Annotated in this window: 20 protein-coding genes; 9 read left to right on the top strand and 11 right to left on the bottom strand. The window is 63.8% G+C overall.

What is annotated here, in order from left to right; genetic code table 11:
- Positions 1–24: 24 nt before the first annotated feature.
- A complete protein-coding gene (locus EN804_RS10000; RefSeq protein WP_135919293.1) occupies positions 25–957 on the bottom strand; it encodes an alpha/beta hydrolase in 933 nt (310 codons plus the stop codon).
- Between the two features lie 190 nt (positions 958–1147).
- Between EN804_RS10000 and EN804_RS09995 the strand changes: the two genes are divergently transcribed.
- Positions 1148–2155, top strand: a complete 1008-nt coding sequence (locus EN804_RS09995; RefSeq protein ID WP_135919292.1) for a ribonuclease — start codon at positions 1148–1150, stop codon at positions 2153–2155.
- Positions 2156–2204: 49 nt separating this feature from the next.
- Here EN804_RS09995 and EN804_RS09990 read toward each other — a convergent pair whose 3' ends face one another.
- Complete coding sequence (locus EN804_RS09990; RefSeq protein WP_135919291.1) at positions 2205–3491, bottom strand: GGDEF domain-containing protein; 1287 nt, start codon at positions 3489–3491, stop codon at positions 2205–2207.
- 260 nt (positions 3492–3751) lie between these two features.
- On the opposite strand from EN804_RS09990, the gene ettA reads away from it, so the two are divergent.
- The 3 genes from ettA to EN804_RS09975 all read left to right on the top strand — a co-directional run bounded on the left by ettA (position 3752) and on the right by EN804_RS09975 (position 7458).
- Complete coding sequence (gene ettA / locus EN804_RS09985; RefSeq protein ID WP_127278582.1) at positions 3752–5401, top strand: energy-dependent translational throttle protein EttA; 1650 nt, start codon at positions 3752–3754, stop codon at positions 5399–5401.
- A 47-nt stretch (positions 5402–5448) separates the two neighbouring features.
- The gene (gene tam, locus EN804_RS09980; protein WP_135919290.1) at positions 5449–6219 is read left to right on the top strand and encodes a trans-aconitate 2-methyltransferase; all 771 of its coding nucleotides are present in this window, start codon (positions 5449–5451) and stop codon (positions 6217–6219) included.
- Positions 6220–6336: 117 nt separating this feature from the next.
- Positions 6337–7458 (top strand): beta-ketoacyl-ACP synthase III, encoded by a 1122-nt coding sequence (locus EN804_RS09975; protein WP_135919289.1) that lies wholly within the window; start codon positions 6337–6339, stop codon positions 7456–7458.
- A 20-nt stretch (positions 7459–7478) separates the two neighbouring features.
- Here the strand turns inward: EN804_RS09975 and EN804_RS09970 are convergent, their stop codons facing one another.
- From EN804_RS09970 to EN804_RS09960, 3 genes are all read right to left on the bottom strand, one after another.
- Positions 7479–8045: an isoprenylcysteine carboxylmethyltransferase family protein gene (locus EN804_RS09970; protein ID WP_135919288.1), complete on the bottom strand. Its 567-nt coding sequence runs from the start codon at positions 8043–8045 to the stop codon at positions 7479–7481.
- 117 nt (positions 8046–8162) lie between these two features.
- On the bottom strand, positions 8163–8579 hold the full coding sequence (locus EN804_RS09965; RefSeq protein ID WP_135919287.1) for a glyoxalase/bleomycin resistance/extradiol dioxygenase family protein: 417 nt from the start codon (positions 8577–8579) through the stop codon (positions 8163–8165).
- Positions 8580–8584: 5 nt separating this feature from the next.
- Positions 8585–9004, bottom strand: coding sequence for a tautomerase family protein (locus tag EN804_RS09960; RefSeq protein WP_135881935.1), 420 nt, complete (start codon positions 9002–9004; stop codon positions 8585–8587).
- A gap of 118 nt (positions 9005–9122) precedes the next feature.
- Between EN804_RS09960 and EN804_RS09955 the strand changes: the two genes are divergently transcribed.
- Positions 9123–9731, top strand: coding sequence for a TetR/AcrR family transcriptional regulator (locus EN804_RS09955; RefSeq protein WP_127281079.1), 609 nt, complete (start codon positions 9123–9125; stop codon positions 9729–9731).
- Positions 9732–9768: 37 nt separating this feature from the next.
- Positions 9769–10386: an MOSC domain-containing protein gene (locus tag EN804_RS09950; protein ID WP_135916655.1), complete on the top strand. Its 618-nt coding sequence runs from the start codon at positions 9769–9771 to the stop codon at positions 10384–10386.
- A gap of 38 nt (positions 10387–10424) precedes the next feature.
- On the opposite strand, the gene EN804_RS09945 is transcribed toward EN804_RS09950, so the two are convergent.
- From EN804_RS09945 to tsaA, 4 genes are all read right to left on the bottom strand, one after another.
- Complete coding sequence (locus tag EN804_RS09945) at positions 10425–11264, bottom strand: SDR family oxidoreductase (RefSeq protein WP_135916654.1); 840 nt, start codon at positions 11262–11264, stop codon at positions 10425–10427.
- A gap of 154 nt (positions 11265–11418) precedes the next feature.
- Positions 11419–12375, bottom strand: coding sequence for a D-amino acid aminotransferase (locus EN804_RS09940; protein ID WP_135919286.1), 957 nt, complete (start codon positions 12373–12375; stop codon positions 11419–11421).
- A 137-nt stretch (positions 12376–12512) separates the two neighbouring features.
- Positions 12513–12827, bottom strand: coding sequence for a DUF2293 domain-containing protein (locus EN804_RS09935; protein WP_135881930.1), 315 nt, complete (start codon positions 12825–12827; stop codon positions 12513–12515).
- The gene (tsaA, locus tag EN804_RS09930) at positions 12824–13348 is read right to left on the bottom strand and encodes a tRNA (N6-threonylcarbamoyladenosine(37)-N6)-methyltransferase TrmO (RefSeq protein WP_135919285.1); all 525 of its coding nucleotides are present in this window, start codon (positions 13346–13348) and stop codon (positions 12824–12826) included. Before tsaA ends, EN804_RS09935 begins: the two co-directional genes overlap by 4 nt.
- 177 nt (positions 13349–13525) lie before the next feature.
- Here tsaA and EN804_RS09925 point away from each other — a divergent pair, with 177 nt between their 5' ends.
- Both EN804_RS09925 and metF read left to right on the top strand, forming a co-directional pair.
- Positions 13526–14548 (top strand): metalloregulator ArsR/SmtB family transcription factor, encoded by a 1023-nt coding sequence (locus tag EN804_RS09925; RefSeq protein WP_127279245.1) that lies wholly within the window; start codon positions 13526–13528, stop codon positions 14546–14548.
- Entirely contained in the window at positions 14548–15465 is a 918-nt protein-coding gene (gene metF / locus EN804_RS09920) for a methylenetetrahydrofolate reductase [NAD(P)H] (protein ID WP_127871703.1), read from the top strand. Before EN804_RS09925 ends, metF begins: the two co-directional genes overlap by 1 nt.
- A gap of 410 nt (positions 15466–15875) precedes the next feature.
- Here metF and EN804_RS09915 read toward each other — a convergent pair whose 3' ends face one another.
- Positions 15876–16781, bottom strand: a complete 906-nt coding sequence (locus EN804_RS09915; protein ID WP_135919284.1) for a DMT family transporter — start codon at positions 16779–16781, stop codon at positions 15876–15878.
- Between the two features lie 277 nt (positions 16782–17058).
- Here EN804_RS09915 and EN804_RS09910 point away from each other — a divergent pair, with 277 nt between their 5' ends.
- On the top strand, positions 17059–18279 hold the full coding sequence (locus EN804_RS09910) for an alanine racemase (RefSeq protein ID WP_135919283.1): 1221 nt from the start codon (positions 17059–17061) through the stop codon (positions 18277–18279).
- A 37-nt stretch (positions 18280–18316) separates the two neighbouring features.
- Here the strand turns inward: EN804_RS09910 and EN804_RS09905 are convergent, their stop codons facing one another.
- Entirely contained in the window at positions 18317–19495 is a 1179-nt protein-coding gene (locus EN804_RS09905; protein WP_135919282.1) for a lytic murein transglycosylase, read from the bottom strand.
- Positions 19496–19678: the final 183 nt, after the last annotated feature.

The raw sequence follows: 19678 nt of genomic DNA, 5'->3' as shown, positions 1-19678 counted from the left end.
CGGTCCTTGCAATGGGCCAACCCGTCACGCTTTCAAGACATTGTCCGCCCAGCTGGCGAAATCGTCCATGATGATGTCGCGGTTCACCTCGTTCAGGCTTTCATGGCGGGTGTCGGCGTAAACCTTTGAAACCAGATTCGAAAAGCCCATCTTGCGCATACGATTGGCGAGATGGGTGATCCCCTTGCCGTAGTCCGAGGCCGGGTCTTTTTCGCCGCCAACGATCGCGACGGGGATGTCGCGGCGAACGGCGGCAAAGCCTGCATCCTTGCCGCCGTTGAGCGCCATGGCGACCACATCGCGCCACATCGAGATGGAGGCATCCCAGCCGCAGAGCGGATCGGCGATGTATTTCGCCACCTCCGCCTCGTCGCGCGACAGCCAGTCGAACAGAGTGCGATGGTTGGGCACCGCCTTGCCCCAGGCCTGGAAGGTGAGTTTCGGCAGCAGGCGCGACGGGACATCGGAGCCGAGCCGCATCCGTTCCCAGGCGAGGATACCGAGCGCCACTTGGCCGAGCAGGCCCTGTGAGAAATTGCCGTTCCAGATCGCGGCGGCATGAATGCGCCTGGAATGGCGCAACAGGTAGTTCAGCGCCACGGACGCGCCCATCGAGTGGCCGAAAAGGATTACCGGCAGGTCAGGCTGCTCGCCGGCGATGAGATCGTGGATGGCGTCGGTGTCGGCGATCACCTTGGCCGGGCCGTCCGTGTCGGCGAATCTGCCGAGCGGCGCGTCGGGCGCCTTGGTCGCGCCATGGCCACGGTGGTCATGAACGTAGACGTGGAAGCCCCGGGCAGCGAGGAAATCGGCGAAGCGGTCGTAGCGGGCGGCATGTTCGGCCAGGCCGTGATTGACCTGGACCACCGCACGCGCAGGGCTGTCGGCCTGCCGGACGAACAGATTGAGGTCTGCGCCGGTCGACGAGCGAACCACGCGCTGCTGGCTGAATGGCATGCCGGCCGGTCTCCCCCCTGGTTCCGCCTTTGTCATGTCCAAACGTGTGCGCCGGTGCCAGATTTGCGTCAATCTGGCCTGCCGGCTTTTCCGCGACGATCTTTCTTGCCACGGGCCTGCAAAATATCGCAATTCTGACATGGAGACAGCTTCAGTCTGTCGCCCACTTTCTTCCAGCCGGGGATTCTCCATGCGCATTGCTGTTATTTTCGGATTGGCCTTGTTGGCGGGCTCGCTGGCAGGCGCGGCGCATGCCGACGTCAAGATGAGCGGCACCTTCGTGGCCGACGCTGCGTGTCCCGCGACTCAGGCGATCAAGAACGGCAAGAACCCCGGCAATGTCTCGACCGATGCCGGACAGAGCTATCAGCTGCTTGCCGGCAACAAGGACACGCCGACCCACTACCTCATCCAGGTGCCGGGCGCCGATCCCGAGCGCCGCTGGGTGAAGGTGAGTTGCGGCCACCTTTCAGGCAGCAGCGCGGCGACCGTGCCGGCGGCGCCGGGTGGGCAAGGCAAGCCCGCCGCCTCGGGAAAACCCGAATATGTCTTCGCCTTGAGCTGGCAGCCGGCCTTCTGCGAGACCAAGTCGAACAAGACCGAATGCAAGGCGCAAAATCCTGGCGAATTCGATGCCACCAATTTCACGCTGCACGGTCTGTGGCCGCAGCCGAACGGCAATTTCTATTGCCAGGCTTCGGCCAGCGACAAGGCCAATGACAATCCGGCCCACTGGCAGGACCTGCCGCCGGTCAACCTCGATGCCGATACCCGCGCGGAGCTCGACAAGGTGATGCCGGGCACCGCCTCGAAGCTGGAACGGCATGAATGGATCAAGCACGGCACCTGCTACGGCAAAAGCCAGCAGGAGTATTTTTCCGATGCCCTCCATTTGATGCGTGAGGTCAACAGCTCGCCCGTGCGCGACCTCTTCGCCAGGAGTATCGGTGGCAAGCTGACGGCGGACCAGATTCGCGGTGCCTTCGACCAGGCCTTCGGCGCGGGAGCAGGCGACAGGGTGCGGGTGTCCTGCGTCATCGATCCGTCGAACGGCCGGCGGCTGATCGGCGAACTGACGCTCGGCCTTGCCGGCCCGATCGGCCCGAACAGCTCGCTCAAGGACCTGCTGCTGGCCTCGGTGCCGACCAACAAGGCCGGTTGCCCGACCGGCACGGTCGACGCGATCGGGTTCCAGTAAGTGCGGGATCGCCGTTTCCGGCAAGCCGGCGCGGCCGTCGCGGATAGGGCTAAACCTGGGCTGACCTGGTCCAGGCGATGGCGGCGTCGGCCTCATGCCCGCCGGGTTCACCGACGACTCGGTCGCGTCCGGTCGATTTTGCCTTGTAAAGGCGCTGGTCGGCGAGTGCGAACAGGTCGGCCAGGCACTGCGTCGTTTCGCTGACGCTGGAAACGCCCGCGCTGACGGTCAGTTCGAACCGGCTGGTGGCGGCCGATGCCTTGAGCGCGGTGCGGACGCTTTCGCCAAACAGCCTGGCGACGGAATGCGGACGCGAACTGAGGATGGCGAATTCCTCGCCGCCGATCCGGAACACCTGGTCCTCGGCGCCCGCCGCCTCGCAAAGTACGGTTGCGACCGCCTTCAGCGCCTTGTCACCTTCGGCATGGCCGAAACGGTCGTTGATCGACTTGAAGTGGTCGACGTCGACGATGAGCAGGCTGAGTGGCCTCGCCGTGCGCAGGCTGGCCTGGACGGCGGCTTCACCGTCGGCGTCGAAGCGTCCGCGGTGCAATAGGCCGGTCAGGCCGTCGCGGCCGACATGCTCGACCAGCGCTTCGTAGCGTTCGCGATAGGTCAGCGTCTCGAAAATGTCGGTCAGCCCACGCGGCATCTGGACGTCCCGGACCTCGAACCATTTGAGGTAGGCGACCAGCATGGCGCTGAAAGTCAGTGCCGCCGCCATCTTGGCGAACCAGCCGCCGAAGAAGACCGCGATCGGCGCCCCGGCAACAAAATGCAGCGCGGTGAAGAAGCCGGCCTGGTCGAAGGTGAGCACGCAGGCGACCGAAATCAGGATGCGCGCGAACTGTGCCTTGCGCAGGGTGCGCCCAAGCTTTTCATAGAGCAGAATGATCAGGATGGCGTCGATGACCAGCAGCGTCGTGCCCCACACCATCAGCCAGCCCATCTCGTCGATGAAGCCGATGTCGGGGAGCCGGCCGTCCGGCAGCGGCGCGATGGCGTGCAGGCGGAGCAGCAGCACCAGCCCGATCATCAGCGCATTGCCGAGCAGCAGGCCGTAGATCGGCTGCCGCACGGTGGCGGCGTCTTCTTTCATGTAGAGCAGGAGGAGCATCACCAGCTTGCCGGAGAAGAGCACCGCCGAGCCTGGCGAGACCATGCCGAACGGCAGGGCGACGTAAAAGACGCTGGCGAGATAGGTCTCCAGGAAATGCATGACGCCGAGCGCGCAGACGAAGACGCCGAGGCCGATGCGCTTGCGGAAGCGGAAAAGCGTCACCATGACGCTGAAGTAGACGACCGCTTCGGCAAGGAGCAGGAAACTGTTCAGCAATGCCGTCGATCCGTTCTCTCTCGCGCCAGGAATCGGGGCAAGCCGGCGATTCCAACCCGATCCTGTTTTGACGCGGAAGGGTTAACCGGAGATTTCCGTGCGCCATCGACCGGTTGAGAACTTGGCTGCCGGTGCAGACTTGTCCGTGTGGTTGGCCCGATGTGGCAAAAGCGATTGCCGTTCGCCGCCGCATCGCCTACATAGCGGCCAACCTCCATTCAATTCGGCAAAATCCAGTCAGTTTTTCAGGGAAAGCGCGCGTGGCACGCCAGTTCATCTATCACATGTCCGGCCTGTCGAAGGCCTATGGCACCAAGAAGGTGCTCGACAACGTTCATCTGTCCTTCTATCCGGACGCCAAGATCGGCATCCTCGGCCCCAACGGTTCGGGTAAGTCGACGATCCTGCGCATCATGGCCGGGCTCGACAAGGAGTTTCAGGGCGAGGCTTGGCTGGCCGAGGGCGCGACCGTGGGCTACCTGGCACAGGAGCCGCAGCTCGACAACAGCAAGACCGTGATGGAAAACGTCATGGACGGCGTTGCCAGGAAGACCGCCATCATCGAGCGCTACAACGAGCTGATGATGAACTATTCCGACGAGACGGCGGATGAGTCCGCCAAGCTCCAGGACGAGATGGACCGGCTCAACCTGTGGGATCTCGAGCAGCAGGTCGAGATGGCGATGGACGCGCTGCAGTGCCCGCCGGCCGATTCTGAAGTGACCAACCTGTCGGGCGGTGAGCGTCGCCGCGTCGCGCTGTGCAGGCTGCTGCTGCAACAGCCGGATCTGCTGTTGCTCGACGAACCGACCAACCATCTCGACGCGGAGACCACCGCCTGGCTGGAAAAGCACCTGCGCGACTATCCGGGCTCGGTGCTGATCATCACCCACGACCGCTACTTCCTCGACAACGTCACAGGCTGGATCCTCGAGCTCGACCGTGGCCGCGGCATTCCCTACGAGGGCAACTACACCAGATATCTCGACGCCAAGGCCAAGCGCCTGATCCAGGAAGGCCGCGAGGACGATGCCCGCCAGAAGTCGATCTGGCGCGAGCGCGAGTGGATCCAGTCGTCGCCCAAAGCACGCCAGACCAAGTCCAAGGCGCGTATCAAGGCCTATGAGGAACTGGTCGAGCAGTCGCAGAACCGCAAGCCGACCGACACGCAGATCGTCATCCCGTCGAGCGAGCGCCTCGGCAACGTCGTCATCGAGGTCGAAGGCCTCAACAAAGGCTTTGGCGACGAGCTCCTGATCGAGAACCTGTCGTTCAGGCTGCCACCGGGCGGCATCGTCGGCGTCATCGGCCCGAACGGCGCCGGCAAGACGACGCTGTTCAAGACCTTCACCGGCCAGGAGAAGCCGGACGCGGGCACAGTGCGCATCGGCGAGACGGTCAAGCTCGGTTATGTCGACCAGAGCCGCGACGCACTCGATGCGAACAAGACGGTGTGGGAAGAGATCTCAGGCGGCGCCGAGGTCATCAAGCTCGGCAAGCACGAAATCAACAGCCGCGCTTACTGCTCGTCCTTCAACTTCCGTGGCGGCGACCAACAGCAGAAGGTCGGCAATCTCTCGGGCGGTCAGCGCAACCGCGTGCACCTCGCCAAGATGCTGAAGGGCGGCGGCAATGTGCTGCTGCTCGACGAACCGACCAACGACCTCGACACCGAAACGCTGGGCGCGCTAGAAGACGCGCTGGAAGCCTATGCAGGCTGCGCGGTCATCATCAGCCACGATCGCATGTTCCTCGACCGCATGGCCACCCACATGCTCGCCTTCGAGGGCGACGCGCATGTCGAATGGTTCGAGGGCAATTTCGAGGAATACGAGAAGGACAAGCTGCGCCGCCTGGGCGCGGAAGCAGCGGCCCCGCACCGCATGACGCACAAGCGGCTGACGCGGTAAGGGGTTGATTGGGCGGCGAATTTCTCTGGGATACGAGGAGAGCTCAAATGGCTGATTGGTCCGCCGCCCAATATCTGAAATTCGAGGACGAACGCACACGGCCGGCGCGTGACCTCGTAGCACAGGTGCCGGTCGACTTTCCGCGCCGGGTCGTCGACATCGGCTGCGGGCCGGGCAATTCGACCGAACTTTTGGTCGAGCGCTGGCCGGATGCGCAAGTGAGCGGCTTCGACACCTCGCCCGACATGATCGAAAAGGCGAGGGCGCGCCTGCCCAATGTCAGCTTCGACCTCGCCGATGCGGCGACATGGCAGCCGGCCGCGCCGGTCAACGTCATTTTCGCCAACGCCGTCTTCCAGTGGCTGCCGGAACATCCGGCGGTGTTCCAGCGCCTGATGGGTTTTCTGGCGCCCGGTGGCGCGCTGGCGATCCAGATGCCCGACAATATGGGCGAGGATTCGCACCGCCTGATGCGGGAAACCGCCGCGGAAGCGCCTTTCGCGGCAAGGATACAGGGAGCGGCGCGTGCGCCGCTGCCGCCGGTATCGTTCTACTATGACCTGTTGTCGCTGCTCTCCGCTCGGCTCGACATCTGGCACACCATCTACAACCATCCGCTGGCCGACGCCGAGGCGATCGTCGAGTGGGTCAAGGCCACCGGGCTGAAGCCGTTCCTCGATCCGCTGGAAGCGGACGAACGCAAGCTGTTCCTCGACAGCTACACGGCCAGGATCGCCAAGGCCTATCCGAAGACCGCCGATGGCAAGGTGCTGCTGCGGTTCCCCCGCATTTTCATTGTCGCCAAACGGGCTGGATAGGCTCGCGTAAATCTTGGTTTAATCCGGCGTAAACCGGCCTGATGAGAAAAGTGTTGCGCCGAAGCGTTTCGGCGCCCACATGAAGCCGCATCGCCTGCGGATGGGACGGACTGAAACATGCATCGCGTCATCATCAGCGGCATCGGCGCCGAAATCCCCAAGCCTGTCATCACGAATGAGGAACTGGTCGCCAGTTTCAACGCCTGGGTCGACACCGAGAACGCGCGGCGCCAGGCTGCCGGCGAGACGCTGCTGCAGAAATCGGATGCCGACTTCATCGTCCATGCCTCGGGCGTGCGCGCCCGCCACGTGATCGAACGGGAAGGCATTCTCGACCCGACCCGCATGGCGCCGCGCATTCCGGCGCGCCCGGACGACGCGCTCTCGCTGCAGGCGGAATTCGGCGTCGCTTCGGCGGGGAAGGCGATCGAGCACGCCGGCATCGAGGCGTCGGACATCGATCTGGTGATCTGCTCGTCCTCGCATCAGCAGAGGCCATATCCGGCGATCGCCATCGAAATGCAGGAGGCGCTGGGTACACGGGGTGCCGGCTTCGATATGGGGCTTGGCTGTTCGTCAGCGGCGGCGGCGCTGCACATGGCGGTCAATCTGGTCCGCTCGGGCGCCCACAAGCGCGTCCTGGTGACCACGCCCGAGATCATCACCGGCCATCTCAATTTCCGTGACCGGCAGACGCACTTCATCTTCGGGGACGCTTCGGTATCGATGGTGGTGGAGGGGCTCGCCCAGGGCGAGAGGCGGCCGGGCCGCTTCGAGGTGCTGGACACGCGCCTCTGGACGCAGATGTCGAACAACATCCGCACCAATCTCGGCTATCACACCCGCACTGCCCAGGATGATCCCTATAGGATCGACCTGGAGGGCAATCTCATCAAGCAGGTCGGCAACAAGGTGTTCAAGGAAGTCACCGTCGCCGGGCACAAATTCATCGTCGAATTCCTCGCCGAACACGGGCTGACGCCGGAGGCGATCAGGCGCTTCTGGCTGCACCAGGCCAATGCGCGCATGAATGCGATGATCCTGAAACTGGCATTCGGTCATGATGTCGGCCATGACCGCGCACCCATGGTGCTGGAGCGGCTCGGCAACACGGCGGGCGCCGGCGCCATCATCGCGCTGTCGGAGAACCATGCCGACATGAAACCAGGCGATTTCGGCCTGATCTGTGCGTTCGGCGCGGGATATTCGATTGGCGGCGCGCTTTTGCGCATGCTCTGAATGGAGGACGCCGCGCCGCGTCAGGCCGGCGTGAAGGGAACCAGCATCGGCACCCGCCTGGCGTAGTCGTCATAGGCTGGGCCGAGTTCGTCGCGCAGGAAACGCTCCTCCAGCCTGGCTTTCACGACAACGCCGATGATGAGCAGGGCCGTGCCCGCAATGCCCCAGACCGTGCCCTTCGCCACCATCGTGGCGAGCACTGCCAGCAGCAGCCCGGTATAGATCGGATGCCGGACCAGGCGATAGGGGCCCGTGTCGACCACGCGATGCTCCGCCTTGGCGGTGACCGTGGCGGACCACAACCGCCCGAGATGGATACGCGCCCACCACGCAAAGCCGATGCCGACCGCGATCAGGGCAACGCAGGCCCAGGCTTCGGCAAGGGTCGGCGTCCACAATCTCAGCCGGCCTTCATAGCCATGCGCTGGAACGAACAGCAGGACGGTGCCGGCCAGCCAGAAGATGCGATAGCGAGCCTCCGCCCCGATGGTGATGCGCTTTTGGGCCGGATCGGCCCATAGGGCAGCCGCGAGCCATGTGACCACCCAGATCAACCAAAGCGCTGCGATCGCCGCTCCGGGACGCATGAGAACCTCCGTCGACGGTCCCGACTTCACCATGAAGCCGACGCAGCGCGGCGACAATGCTGCGCGGCGCCGTTCTTCGGTAAGAAGGTCGTGATCGAGGCGGTTGGCGACCGGCGTCTATTCATTGGAGCAGCTGAACATCCACTGCACGCCGAAGGCGTCGACCAGCATGCCGAAGCTGGTCCCCCAATATTGCCGGGCAAACGGCACGGTAATCCGGCCGCCCTCGGCCATGCGGGCGAAAAGCTCCTGGCGGGCGAGAACCTGTGGCGCCGCGGCGGGCCCGTCGAATTCGAGCATCATGGCGGAGCCCTTCATCGGCTCCGCGTCGTCATTGTCCGACGCGTGGAACAGCACACCCGGACCTTCGAAGCGAGCATGCAGGACCTTTCCGCGCATGGCCTCGGTGCGCACCGGCATATTGTTGTCGCCCCAGCGCAGCAGGATCGTTCCCCGGCCAAGACCGCATTGTTCGTAGAAGGCCAGCGCGGGCTCGCAGTTGGTGGTGAAGAACAGCGAAGGGGAGAGCCGCATGTTCGTCAATGCGCGGCGGCAGCGGCCGCGATCAGCGCGTCGCCTGTATACTGCCGGTCACCGATGCCCCAGCCGCCGTCGGGCGCGTTGACGATGTTGATCCAGGTGTTTTCCGGCTTGTGCCCCGGTACGCAGAGTTCGCCGACAATTCGGGCGGCGGCAGTGATGAAGGTCTCGCGGGCTTCGACGGAGCCAAGGCCGATATTGGGCAATTTCAATTCGACCATGACGACTGGCCGGTTGACACCGCCGGCATAAATGTTGCGCGCCGGCAGGACGTGGACGGTGCCGCCGACGATCGCGGTGAAGAATGAATTGCCGGCGGCGCCGGAGGCTTCGATGAGGGCGGCGCTCAGGCGTGGCAGGATTTCGCGCTCTCCCGCTGGGGTCAGGACGCCTTCCGGCGCGGTCACGGTGATCGGCATTTGATTTTCTCCTCGGGTGTACGGCCTCACCGGGAGGTCATCTTCCGGCTTGCCAAGTTTCGTATCAATTGATATGTTATAAGGGAAAGGCGAGTCAACAGGTTTCGTATCGATCACTATGGAAAATTCGGACAAGCAACGCGGCGGCCGGCCGCGCGCATTCGACCCCGACCGGGCGCTCGATGCCGCGATGCATCTTTTCTGGGAGCATGGCTATGAGGCGACGTCGCTGGCCATGCTGCGCGAAGCGATGGGGCTGACGCCGCCACAGATCTACAACGCCTTCACCGACAAGGAGACTTTGTTCCGCAAGGCGTTGATGCGCTACCACGAGACCGAGATAGGCTTCGCCCTGGAAGCGCTGAGCGCGCCGGTGTCGACGGGGGAGGCGATGCGGCGCTTGTTGCTGGGCGCCGCGGAGGCCTATTCCAGGCCCGGCAAGCCGGGAGGGTGTCTTTTCGTCAGTGGCGCGCTGGCGGCTTCACCGCAGGCACAAGCCATTGCGGATGAACTCAGGACCTACCGCAAGGAAAGCGAAGCGGCGATCGCGGCGCGGCTTGCCAAAGGCAAGGCAAAAGGCGATTTGCCCCAAAACCTCTCTGTCGAAGACTTCGCCAGATATATTGCTGGTGTCATGAATGGCATGTCGATCCAGGCGCGGGACGGTGCGTCGGCCGAAGAGTTGCGCGTTTTGGCCCAAACCGCTCTTGCGGCCTTGCCGGCCTAAGGGCAAAACCAGAGCGCGTCATCAAGGATTGAAGCCCATGCTGGATCTCTTCCCCGAGGCCGAGAAGCCGGTCGAAATCATCCCGGCGAAGAAGCTTTCAGCCCGCGCGGCCGCGCTCTATGTCGCGCCATCGGATCATTTCCAGACGCGTTCGGTGGACGAATTGCGGCTGGGTTTCGACGGCATATCGGGCGATTTCCATGCCGGGCCGACGCGGCGCTCGGGCGGACGCGAGCCGTGGTACCCGCGCGGCACCGAGATGCGCAATGAAAGACAATTGTCCATCGTGGCGGCGGACGAACTGGCCATTGTCGCCGAACGGATGGGGCTCACCGAAATCAAGCCCGAGTGGATCGGTGCCAATCTGGTGATCAAAGACGTGCCGCATCTGTCGATGCTGCCGGCCGGCACGCTGTTGTTCTTCAAGGGCGGCGTGACCCTCAAGGTGGACGCACAGAACGGACCATGCCGTATCGCCGGACGATCGATCGCCGAGAACGTCGGAATGCCCGATGTCGAAGCCGGTGCGCTATTGTTTCCCAAGGCGGCAAAGCGGTTGCGCGGCGTAGTCGCCTGGGTTGAAAAGCCCGGCATCGTCAGGGCCGGCGAAGAGATTTCGGTGCGCGTGCCGGAGCAGTGGATCTACCAGGCATAGCTACGCCGCCCGGGAGGCGGCGCAGCAAATACCAGATGTCAGCCCTTGCGGTTCTTGTTGGCGCCTTGCGCCATGACGGAAACGTTGTCCCACTTGTCCCAGGTGGCGAGGCGGTTGGCGTATTCCTGGCGTATCATCGGCAGGCCGCCATCGCCGAAGAATACCCGCAGCGGCGGCTCGGCCGCATCGACGATGGCCAGCATCGCCGGCCCTGTCGCCTCGGGGTCGCCGGCAACCGAGTTGGCGCGGCGCTCGGCCATCTTGGCGCGGGCAGGCGCATAGGCCTCGATCGGCTTGGAGACCTTGGCCGATGCTCCCGACCAGTCGGTGGAGAAACCGCCCGGTTCGACCAGCGTGACATGAATGCCGAATTCCGCGACCTCGATGGCTAGCGACTGGCTGAAGGCTTCCAGCGCCCATTTCGAGGCATGGTAGAGGCCGAGCGAGGCAAAGGCATTGACGCCGCCGATCGACGAGATCTGGATGATGTGGCCGGACCGCTGCGCCCGCATGATCGGCAGGGCTGCCTGGGTGACCCACAGCGCGCCGAACACATTGGTCTCGATCTGGTCGCGGGCTTCCTGCTCGCTGACTTCCTCGATGGCGCCGAAATGGCCGTAACCGGCATTGTTGATGACGACGTCGAGCCGGCCAAAGCGCTTGTGTGCCTCGGCGACAGCGGCATCGACGGCTTTCTTGTCGGTGACGTCGAGCTTTAGCGCGGCGATGTTGTCGCCGTATTTTTCGACGAGCTCGGCGAGCGTGCCTGTGTCACGGGCGGTCGCGGCAACGCGATCGCCACGCGCCAATGCGGCCTCGGCCCAGACGCGGCCAAAGCCCTTCGACGATCCGGTGATGAACCAAACCTTTGATGTCATGATGTGGAATCCCTTGCCCCTGCGGGCGCAATTTCTGGATGGAAGCGGAGGCTTCTCCGCTTCCGGGCATATACGGCCTGTCCGGTGATTTTCCAGAGGCGAGGGGAATCTTTTTGAACTCGGGGCTTTCCCGCAGAACAAGAAATCGTGTGAATCAGGGGTAGTTCACCGGGGTCGACCAGTCAGGGTCGTCGTGCTTTTGCCAATAGAGCGCCATCAGCCGGCTGGTGATCGGCCCGACCTTGCCGTCCGCGATCTCAGCACCGTCGATCTCCGTCACCGGCATGATGCCGCCGGCGGTCGAGGTGATGAAGACTTCGTCGGCGCCGCGCAACATGGCCACGCTGACATCCATGGCCGTTGCCGAGAGTCCGGCCTCCGCGCAGAGATCGAAGACAGTGCGGCGGGTGATGCCCGGCAGCACGCCGATGGCCGGCGTCGACAGTCTGCCGTCCTTGACGCGGAAGACGTTGAAGCCGGGGCCTTCGGCGACATTGCCGTTGAAGTCGAGAATGAGGGCCGTCTCGGCGCCGCTATCATAGGCATCGTAGAGGCCGCGCACGAGGTCGAGCCAGTGGTAGTTCTTGATCGCCGGATCGATCGAGGCCGGCGGAATGCGCACCTTGTCGCTGATTGCGACACGCAGGCCGCGCTGCACCTGCTCGGCATTGGCGACCGAGCCGAACGGCACGGCGAACGCCATGAAGCGGTTGATCGCCTGGCGCGGGTCGCGGCTGAAGGTCGGCGAAGCACCGCGCGTGCACAGCATCTCGACATAGGCGGCGCGATGACCCGAAAGTGCTGTGCAATTGTGCAGGATCTCGGCGACGCCATCGCGATCGAACGGGATCGTCATGCGCAGCCTGTCGAGCCCGCCGAAGAAACGGTCGAGATGCAGATCGAGGCGAAAGAAGCGGCCGTTCCAGACATGCACCGTATCGTAAGTGGCGTCCGAGTGCAGAAAACCCCAATCCAGCACCGAGACCTTGGCTTGCGACATCGGCAGGTACTGGCCGTCGAGGAAAGCGATGCCGTCGGGATAGGAATGCGGGTCGACATGGCGATCGCCGACCTGGGGCAGGGACGGTATATCTTGTGCGATTCGGCTCATCGGCAGCTCCTAGCCATGGCGTCACAAGCTATTGCCGGCAGCCCGAGCGCATAGAGCCAGTGGTCCGACTTCAGTCATCCTCGAGATGAAGACCCGGCCAGCATGACGCGGTGAGCGCCATGCGGCCCGGCACAGCCTCATTCCTCCTCGTCATCGGCGTCGAGCAGGCGGGTGGCGCGCCAGCGTGTGAGCACGATGTTGGTCTGCTCGATGACGAAGAAACGCGCCGAGTCGCGATCATAGCCCTCGGCCAGCAGCTTTTCGTAGTCGGTGTGCATGTGACGGATATGGGCAATCGTCGCCAGCCAGACCGCGATCGTGGGCGGCAAGGTCTTCATATGCACCGAGCCGGCGTCGGTGCGAATCTTCTCCATGTCGGCATAGGGGGCCAGCGGCAGAAGTGCTGTCAGCGCCTTGGCGATGGCGCGGCGGCGGCCGGTCGGAGCGGTCATCGCTCCTCGCGCCCCCCAACGGTCGCCTCTGATATGGCATCGGTCGAGGCGAAATAGGGCTTGATGTCGATGACCGGCGTGCCGTCGAGCACGTCGATGGCGTCAAGGTCGATGCGCCCAGTGGAAACGTCGAGCGCAACGAGCTTGGCCACGTGCAGGCCGACCGGGTTCGGCCGGGCAGGGGAGCGCAACCCGAATACGCCTTTGGCATCAGCCGCATGGCGGGGCTTTTGCACGATCAGATTCCGCGGTGCGTGGTGCAGCCAGGACAGGATGACGACGTGGCTGGCGCGCTCCAGGCCTTGCAGGCCGCTGCGGTAGGGCGCGTCGATGGTCAGCACCGCCGGCTGTCCCGTTTCGCGTGCGGCGCGCATGTTCTTCGGGCAGCTTTCCCGGGTGGTCCAAGGCGAGGCGATACGGCCGATGAAGACGATGCCGCCATCCGGCGGCATCGTCGCCGGATCCTGGTCCAGTCTCCGCTCGCCTTCGCGTGCCTCGAACATCTCACGCGGTTCGCTCATCGGCCGATCTTCCTGCTGATGCATGTCATTGTTCCAAAACCGCTACACGTTTTTGGACGACATGCACCGAAAAATCACGCATGCGGCATTTTCTTGTCCGGAAGCGACATAGCGCTTGCGTGCTTTCGAAAATCGACATAAACATATGTTTATATCTTTTTCAAAGAGAATACGCTGATGCATGTCTCGCTCGACACCATGGTGGATACGCTGAAGGCGGCGGCCGAATCCAGCCGCCTGCGCATATTGGCACTGTTGTCGCGCGGCGACCTCACCGTTTCCGACCTTACCGAAATTCTCGGCCAGTCGCAGCCGCGTGTCTCGCGGCACCTGAAACTGCTGCTCGAGGCCGGGCTGATCGGCCGCTACCAGGAAGGGTCGTGGGCCTTCTTCCGCCTGTCGGACGCCGATTCCGCGCGAGACTTCGTGATGGGGCTGGTTTCCGGCATTCGGGGCGCCGACCCGCAGGTCGAGCGTGACCTGGAGCGGCTGACCTCGGTCAAGCGCAAGCGCCAGGACCGCGCCACCGAGTATTTTTCGCAGAACGCCGCAAGCTGGGATCATATCCGCTCGCTGCATGTGCCCGACCGCGCCGTAGAGGCCGCGATGCTGAAGCTGGTCGGCAAGCGGCCGTTCCAGTCGATGCTCGACCTTGGCACCGGCACCGGGCGGCTGCTCGAAATCTTCTCGCCGCTCTACCGGCGCGGCATCGGCATCGACATGTCGCGCGAGATGCTGACCGTGGCGCGCGCCAATCTCGACAAGGCCGGCGTTTCGAATGCGCAGGTGCGGCAGGGCGATATCTTCTCGCCGCCGGTCGAGCGCGATGCCTTCGATCTCGTCACCATCCACCAGGTGCTGCACTATCTCGACGATCCGGCCCGCGCCATCCACGAGGCAGCGCGGCTTTTGCGCCCGGCGGGCCGTCTGGTCATCGTCGATTTCGCGCCGCACGCGCTTGAGTTCCTGCGCGACGAGCATGCGCATATGCGGCTGGGCTTTTCCGACCGGCAGATCGGGGAGTGGTTCTCGGAAGCCGGCCTCGATCTCGAGGATGCCCAGGAATTCGAACCGCGCGGCGGCAACGAGGCCAGGCTCACCGTCAAGCTTTGGCTTGGCCGCGACCGGCGCCTGCTGATCGCCGATCCTGCCAACGCCAGCCAGCAGACCAGAGTGAGCTCGATAGGGGAAATCGCCTGATGAACCAGTTTCGTTTTTCCCGCCGTCCCGATATTGGCGACAAGGTCAGGGTTTCGTTCGAGTTCTTCCCGCCGAAGAACGACGAGATGGAGGCAAGGCTGTGGGATACGGTCACAAGGCTGGAGCCGCTGCAGCCGAAATTCGTCTCGGTGACCTATGGCGCCGGCGGCTCGACACGTGAGCGCACGGCGCGCACCATCGGCCGCATCCTGAAGGAGACCAGCCTGACGCCGGCTGCGCACATGACCTGCGTCGATGCCGCCCGCCACGAAGTCGACGCCGTGATCCAGGAATTCACCGACATGGGCGTGAAGCGCTTCGTCGCCTTGCGCGGCGATCCGGCGGAAGGCGTCGGCGCTGCCTACCGGCCGCATCCGGACGGCTACGCCAATGGCGCCGAGCTGGTCGGGGCGCTGAAGGGCGCCGGCGATTTCGACATCTCGGTTTCGGCCTATCCGGAAAAGCATCCGGAAAGTCCTGATTTCGCCACCGACATCGACATGCTGAAGCGCAAGGTTGACAATGGCGCGACGCGGGCCATCACCCAGTTCTTCTTCGACAACGATCTCTACGAGCGTTACGTCGAGCGCGCGCGCCGTGCCGGCATCTACATCCCGATCGTGCCCGGCATCCTGCCGGTGCACAATTTCACCCAGGTCGCCAATTTCTCGGCGCGCTGCGGCGCGTTAGTGCCGGCTTGGCTGGCCGAGCGCTTCGACGGCCTGCAGAACGACCCACAGACGCATGCGCTCGTGGCATCCGCGGTGGCCGCCGAGCAGGTGCTTGACCTGGTCGAGCGCGGCGTTGGTGATTTTCACTTCTACACGATGAACCGGGCCGATCTGGTGTTCGCCGTTTGCCACATGATCGGCATCCGCTCGCACGAAGCGGAGGTCGCGGGTTCCGCTGCTGCGTAACGGTCGGCTGGAAAAGCAAAAGGCCGGGTAAAAACCCGGCCTTTCGAATTGGTTGGACTATTAGGTGCTGGTCTTCCCCGTCTTGGCGGGTTCAGGGAAGGACGCCCATAATGAGGGCGCCGATGAAGGCAAACGCAGCACAAATCATCAATGCGTTGATTGGCCTCGTAAGTCCCATGACATAGCCTCCTCTTAAAGAGCTATGCCCTGGAGTCTAGGTTCATTTGTGCCACAGGCAAGCGGAAAATGTGCTGCATTGCGACGTAAATGTGGAATTCGCGACCTCGGTTTTGCCGTTAGCCGTTGAAACTCTTCGGCAAAAACCGGCTTCAGGCCTGTGAATAAATTATGGCGGGATGGTGTCGTTGGCGTGTCATGACAGCGCTGCCGCGATGCCGGCATGCCGCGCACTAACGTCTTCCGAACAGGCGCCCGTCGATGGTGACAAGGCCGAGACCGATCAGCACCACGCCGCCGATCTCGAACAGTTCGAGCCGTTCGCCGAGGAACAGGAAGCCGAGCAGCATGGCGCTGGCCGGCACGATCAGCGTGACCAGCGAGGCGTTGGTGGCCCCAGCCGAGGCGACGAGGTTGAAGTAGAGGATATAGGCGAAGGCCGTCGATAGAAGCGCCAGCGCCAGCACCGGCGGCGAGGCGGAGAACAGGCCGGCGGGGCCATGGGCGAAGAGCACGATCGGGATCATGATGATGGTCGAGGCCGTCAATTGTCCGGTGGCGACGACCGGCGAGGGCACGCCCTTGAAGCGGCGGGCGACCATCAGCGCAACGCCATAGGAGAGCGATGCGCCGATCAGCGCGAATTTGGCCCAGACCGGGCCGCCGAGCCCGGCGAGCAGGCCGGGACCGATCATCACGGCGGTGCCGGCGACACCGAGCCCGATGCCGGCGAGCTTGTTCCAGGACAGCTTTTCGTCCGAGGTCAGGGCATTGGCGAGGATCAGCGTCCAGAACGGTGTCGTCGCGTTGAGGACGGAGGCGACGCCGGCACCGAGCTGGGTCTGGCCGGCAAAGATCAGCGAGAAGGGGACGACGTTGTTGGTGAAGGCCAGCAGGAAGAACAGGCCGGCATGCGGCAGAGCGAGGCGAAAAGACGGGCCGCGCAAGCCGAGATAGAGCTGCAGCGCGATCGCGGCGATGGCGACGCGAAACAGCACCAGCACCAGCGGGTGAAGTTCCGCCACCGCGATGCGGGCGAAGAAGAACGAGCCGCCCCAGATCGCGCCGAGCAGCAGCAACTGGCCCCAGTCCTTGAGCGCCATCGGTCCACGTGACGCAGATGTAGCGGTCACTGCCATATGAATCCTCCCCACACGGCCGGAATGCCAGCCACAAGGCAGAAGCCATATCCGGTTCGCCGGCAAGGGCCACCCGAAACCGGACCGATGGCCTTCTGACAAGCCAATGCGGCACCGTCAGGGGGCGCGAGACAGAGAATTGTTTTCATTGCAGCGCCGCGCGTCTCCAGAGACGCGCAAAGGACGCTGCAAGATGAAAGTCGAAATTGACTTTCGGGGTCATGCGCTAGCCGCTAGCTTGGATTAATTGTGCGCAGTCGAAGTCGAGGATTCGTCCATGCAGCGATTCGAGAATGCCCGCGAGGCGGCACTGGCGCTTCGCCCGGACGATCCGGTCTATTGCTTCCGCCCGCAGGTGCTGAAGGCCGATGCCAGGCAGTTCATGGGCATGTTCCCCGGCAAGACCGCCTATGCGGTCAAGACCAATGGCGAGCAGATCGTGCTGAAGACGCTGGTCGAGGCCGGCGTCACTGCCTTCGACGTCGCTTCCCCAGGCGAGTTCGCCGCCGTGCGCGCTGTCTCGCCCGATGCCGAGATGCTCTACATGCACCCGGTCAAGGCACAGTCCGACATCAAGCTGGCGCTGGAAAAATACGGCATCCGCGTCATCTCGCTCGACCATGAGGACGAGATCACTAAGCTGACCCGGGTGGTGCGGGCGCTCGATATCGATCCGGGCGCGGTCACCGTCTTCGTGCGCGTGCAGACCAAGGGGCATGCCGCCTACGAGCTGTCGAAGAAATTCGGCGCCGGGCCGGCCTATGCGGTCGAACTCGCCGAGCGGCTGAACCGCACCGGCTACAAGGTCGGCCTGTGCTTCCACGTCGGCAGCCAGATCGAGGACCCCGACACCTATGAGCGGGCATTGGCCTCGGCCGACTGGGTGCGCAACCGGCTGACCTTCGACATTGCCGGGCTCGATGTCGGCGGCGGTTTTCCGGCCGAATACGGACATGATCCCAACCGCAAGCAGATCGAGATGCCGTCGCTCGGCCAGATCATGTCGCGGCTCTCCGGCGACCTGAAGGAATATCAATTCGACCAGATACCGCTGGTGGCGGAGCCGGGCCGGGTGATCGTGGCGCGCTGCCTGTCGCTGATCGTGCGCGTGCTCCTGCGCAAGGGCAAGCGGCTCTACATCAATGACGGCATCTGGGCGTCGCTGTCGGATTCATGGACCGGCAAGATCACACTGCCGGCGCGCTTCATCCCCGATCCGGCGATCAGGGCCCGCAATGGCGACGAGAACAACATCGTGCCGTTCAAAGTGTGCGGCGCGACCTGCGATTCCGTCGATATCCTGTCGCGGCCGTTCTGGCTGCCGGAAACCGTCGATACCGGCGACTGGATCGAGATCGGCCATATCGGCGCCTACTCGCTGTCGCTCAGGACACGCTTCAACGGCTTCTATCCCGACACGTTCGTCGAGGTGACGACGCCCTTCGACGAGGGCGACGCGCCGCAGGGGTTTGCAAGCCTGGAGACGATGGCGGATTAAGCTTTCTTCCTCCTCCCAAGGGAGAAAGAAGAGGGAGCTACAGCTTTCCCAGCAACTCCGGCGTCGGCCAGCCATCAACCGGCACGCCTAGCCGCATCTGCTCCTTGCGGATGGCTTCGCGGGTGTTGGTGCCCAGAATGCCGTCGACCGTGCCGACATCGTAACCGCTGGCCTCGAGCTTGGTCTGCAGCGCCTTCATCTGGTCGTTGTTGAGACCCGGCTCGGGATTGCGCGGATCGAGCGGCGGCGCGCCCGCCAGCCGCGCGGCAAGATTGGCCGCGGTCAGCGCGTAGGTGAAGGACTGGTTCCATTCGAGATAGACGTCGAAATTCTCATAGGTAAGGAAGGCCGGACCCTTGCGGCCCATGGGCAGCGCCAGGCCGGCGTTCAGGCCCTTGTCGACCAGCGGCGAGCCGTCGGGGTTGGTAACACCCCACTGCGCCCACTGTGTCAGCGGCAATTTGTTGGTGCGGCCGGTCTGGTCCCATGGCATCTCGTCGGGCACGCGCACTTCCTGGATCCAGGGCTCGTCGCGTTTCCAGCCGCGCGACAGCACCTTGTTGCCGGTGGTCATGATCACGTCCGGCACGCTGTTTCGCAGGTCGATCTTGCCGTCTCCATCGCCGTCGACGCCGCGCGCAAGATAGTCGGACGGCAGGATCTGCGTCTGGCCGATCTCGCCGGCCCAGGCGCCCGTGACGTCGGCCGGCAGCACGCCGCGATCGATCAGTTCCAAGAGCGGCACCAGTTGCTGCCGGAACAATTGCGGGCGACGGCAGTCATGCGACAGCGTCACCAGTGCGCTCAGCGTATGGAAATCACCCTGGACGGCGCCGAAATCCGTTTCAAGCGCCCAGAAGGCGGTGATGACAGGCGCCTGGACGCCGAACTGCTGGTCGGCGCGGGCGAAGATATCGGCGTATTTCTTCATGTTCGCCGCACCTTGCTTCAGCCGGTAGGCCGAGATCATGCGGTTGGAAAATTGGATGAAGGTTTGCGTGAAGACGCCCTGCGCGCGGTCGCGCGCCAGAGCCCTCTCGTCGATCCTGGCGTCCTCCAGCGCATCGAGGCCGACGGCGCCGACACCGGCAGCCTTGGCTTCCGCCGCCACACCCTGTTTCCAGGTTTCGAAATCGCCGCCGCATTCCTGCGCCATCGCCGGCAAGGCCGTGGCGCACAAGAACAGCGCCGCGAGGGCTTGAGAACGCAGTCGCATCAGCTTCCTTTCGAAACGAAGAGGGCTTTGTCGTGCCTGGAGGCCAACGCCCTGAATTACCAGCGGTTGCACTCTTTACCGCTGGTAGTGTCGAAAAGCAGGCGGCAGGCCCGGTGTCAACGGGTCTTCTGCCGCAGCCACCAATCCAGCCGGCCTCGCTACCGTTGCCATGGTGTCAACGGG

It is taken from the genome of Mesorhizobium sp. M8A.F.Ca.ET.161.01.1.1, from assembly GCF_004792105.1.
GTDB lineage: Bacteria > Pseudomonadota > Alphaproteobacteria > Rhizobiales > Rhizobiaceae > Mesorhizobium.
This window is presented reverse-complemented; position numbering and strand designations above follow the sequence as displayed.

Excerpts from the sequence above, each read along its gene's own strand:
- EN804_RS09915 (WP_135919284.1), bottom strand. The coding sequence starts at position 16,781 with ATGGCAGTGACCGCTACATCTGCGTCACGTGGACCGATGGCGCTCAAG.
- EN804_RS09905 (WP_135919282.1), bottom strand. The coding sequence starts at position 19,495 with ATGCGACTGCGTTCTCAAGCCCTCGCGGCGCTGTTCTTGTGCGCCACG.
- tam (WP_135919290.1), top strand. The coding sequence starts at position 5,449 with ATGGCTGATTGGTCCGCCGCCCAATATCTGAAATTCGAGGACGAACGC.
- EN804_RS09970 (WP_135919288.1), bottom strand. The coding sequence starts at position 8,045 with ATGCGTCCCGGAGCGGCGATCGCAGCGCTTTGGTTGATCTGGGTGGTC.
- EN804_RS09910 (WP_135919283.1), top strand. The coding sequence starts at position 17,059 with ATGCAGCGATTCGAGAATGCCCGCGAGGCGGCACTGGCGCTTCGCCCG.
- EN804_RS09940 (WP_135919286.1), bottom strand. The coding sequence starts at position 12,375 with ATGAGCCGAATCGCACAAGATATACCGTCCCTGCCCCAGGTCGGCGAT.
- EN804_RS09975 (WP_135919289.1), top strand. The coding sequence starts at position 6,337 with ATGCATCGCGTCATCATCAGCGGCATCGGCGCCGAAATCCCCAAGCCT.
- EN804_RS09995 (WP_135919292.1), top strand. The coding sequence starts at position 1,148 with ATGCGCATTGCTGTTATTTTCGGATTGGCCTTGTTGGCGGGCTCGCTG.
- EN804_RS09925 (WP_127279245.1), top strand. The coding sequence starts at position 13,526 with ATGCATGTCTCGCTCGACACCATGGTGGATACGCTGAAGGCGGCGGCC.
- EN804_RS09950 (WP_135916655.1), top strand. The coding sequence starts at position 9,769 with ATGCTGGATCTCTTCCCCGAGGCCGAGAAGCCGGTCGAAATCATCCCG.
- tsaA (WP_135919285.1), bottom strand. The coding sequence starts at position 13,348 with ATGAGCGAACCGCGTGAGATGTTCGAGGCACGCGAAGGCGAGCGGAGA.
- EN804_RS09945 (WP_135916654.1), bottom strand. The coding sequence starts at position 11,264 with ATGACATCAAAGGTTTGGTTCATCACCGGATCGTCGAAGGGCTTTGGC.
- EN804_RS09960 (WP_135881935.1), bottom strand. The coding sequence starts at position 9,004 with ATGCCGATCACCGTGACCGCGCCGGAAGGCGTCCTGACCCCAGCGGGA.
- EN804_RS09955 (WP_127281079.1), top strand. The coding sequence starts at position 9,123 with ATGGAAAATTCGGACAAGCAACGCGGCGGCCGGCCGCGCGCATTCGAC.
- EN804_RS09965 (WP_135919287.1), bottom strand. The coding sequence starts at position 8,579 with ATGCGGCTCTCCCCTTCGCTGTTCTTCACCACCAACTGCGAGCCCGCG.
- EN804_RS10000 (WP_135919293.1), bottom strand. The coding sequence starts at position 957 with ATGCCATTCAGCCAGCAGCGCGTGGTTCGCTCGTCGACCGGCGCAGAC.
- metF (WP_127871703.1), top strand. The coding sequence starts at position 14,548 with ATGAACCAGTTTCGTTTTTCCCGCCGTCCCGATATTGGCGACAAGGTC.
- EN804_RS09935 (WP_135881930.1), bottom strand. The coding sequence starts at position 12,827 with ATGACCGCTCCGACCGGCCGCCGCCGCGCCATCGCCAAGGCGCTGACA.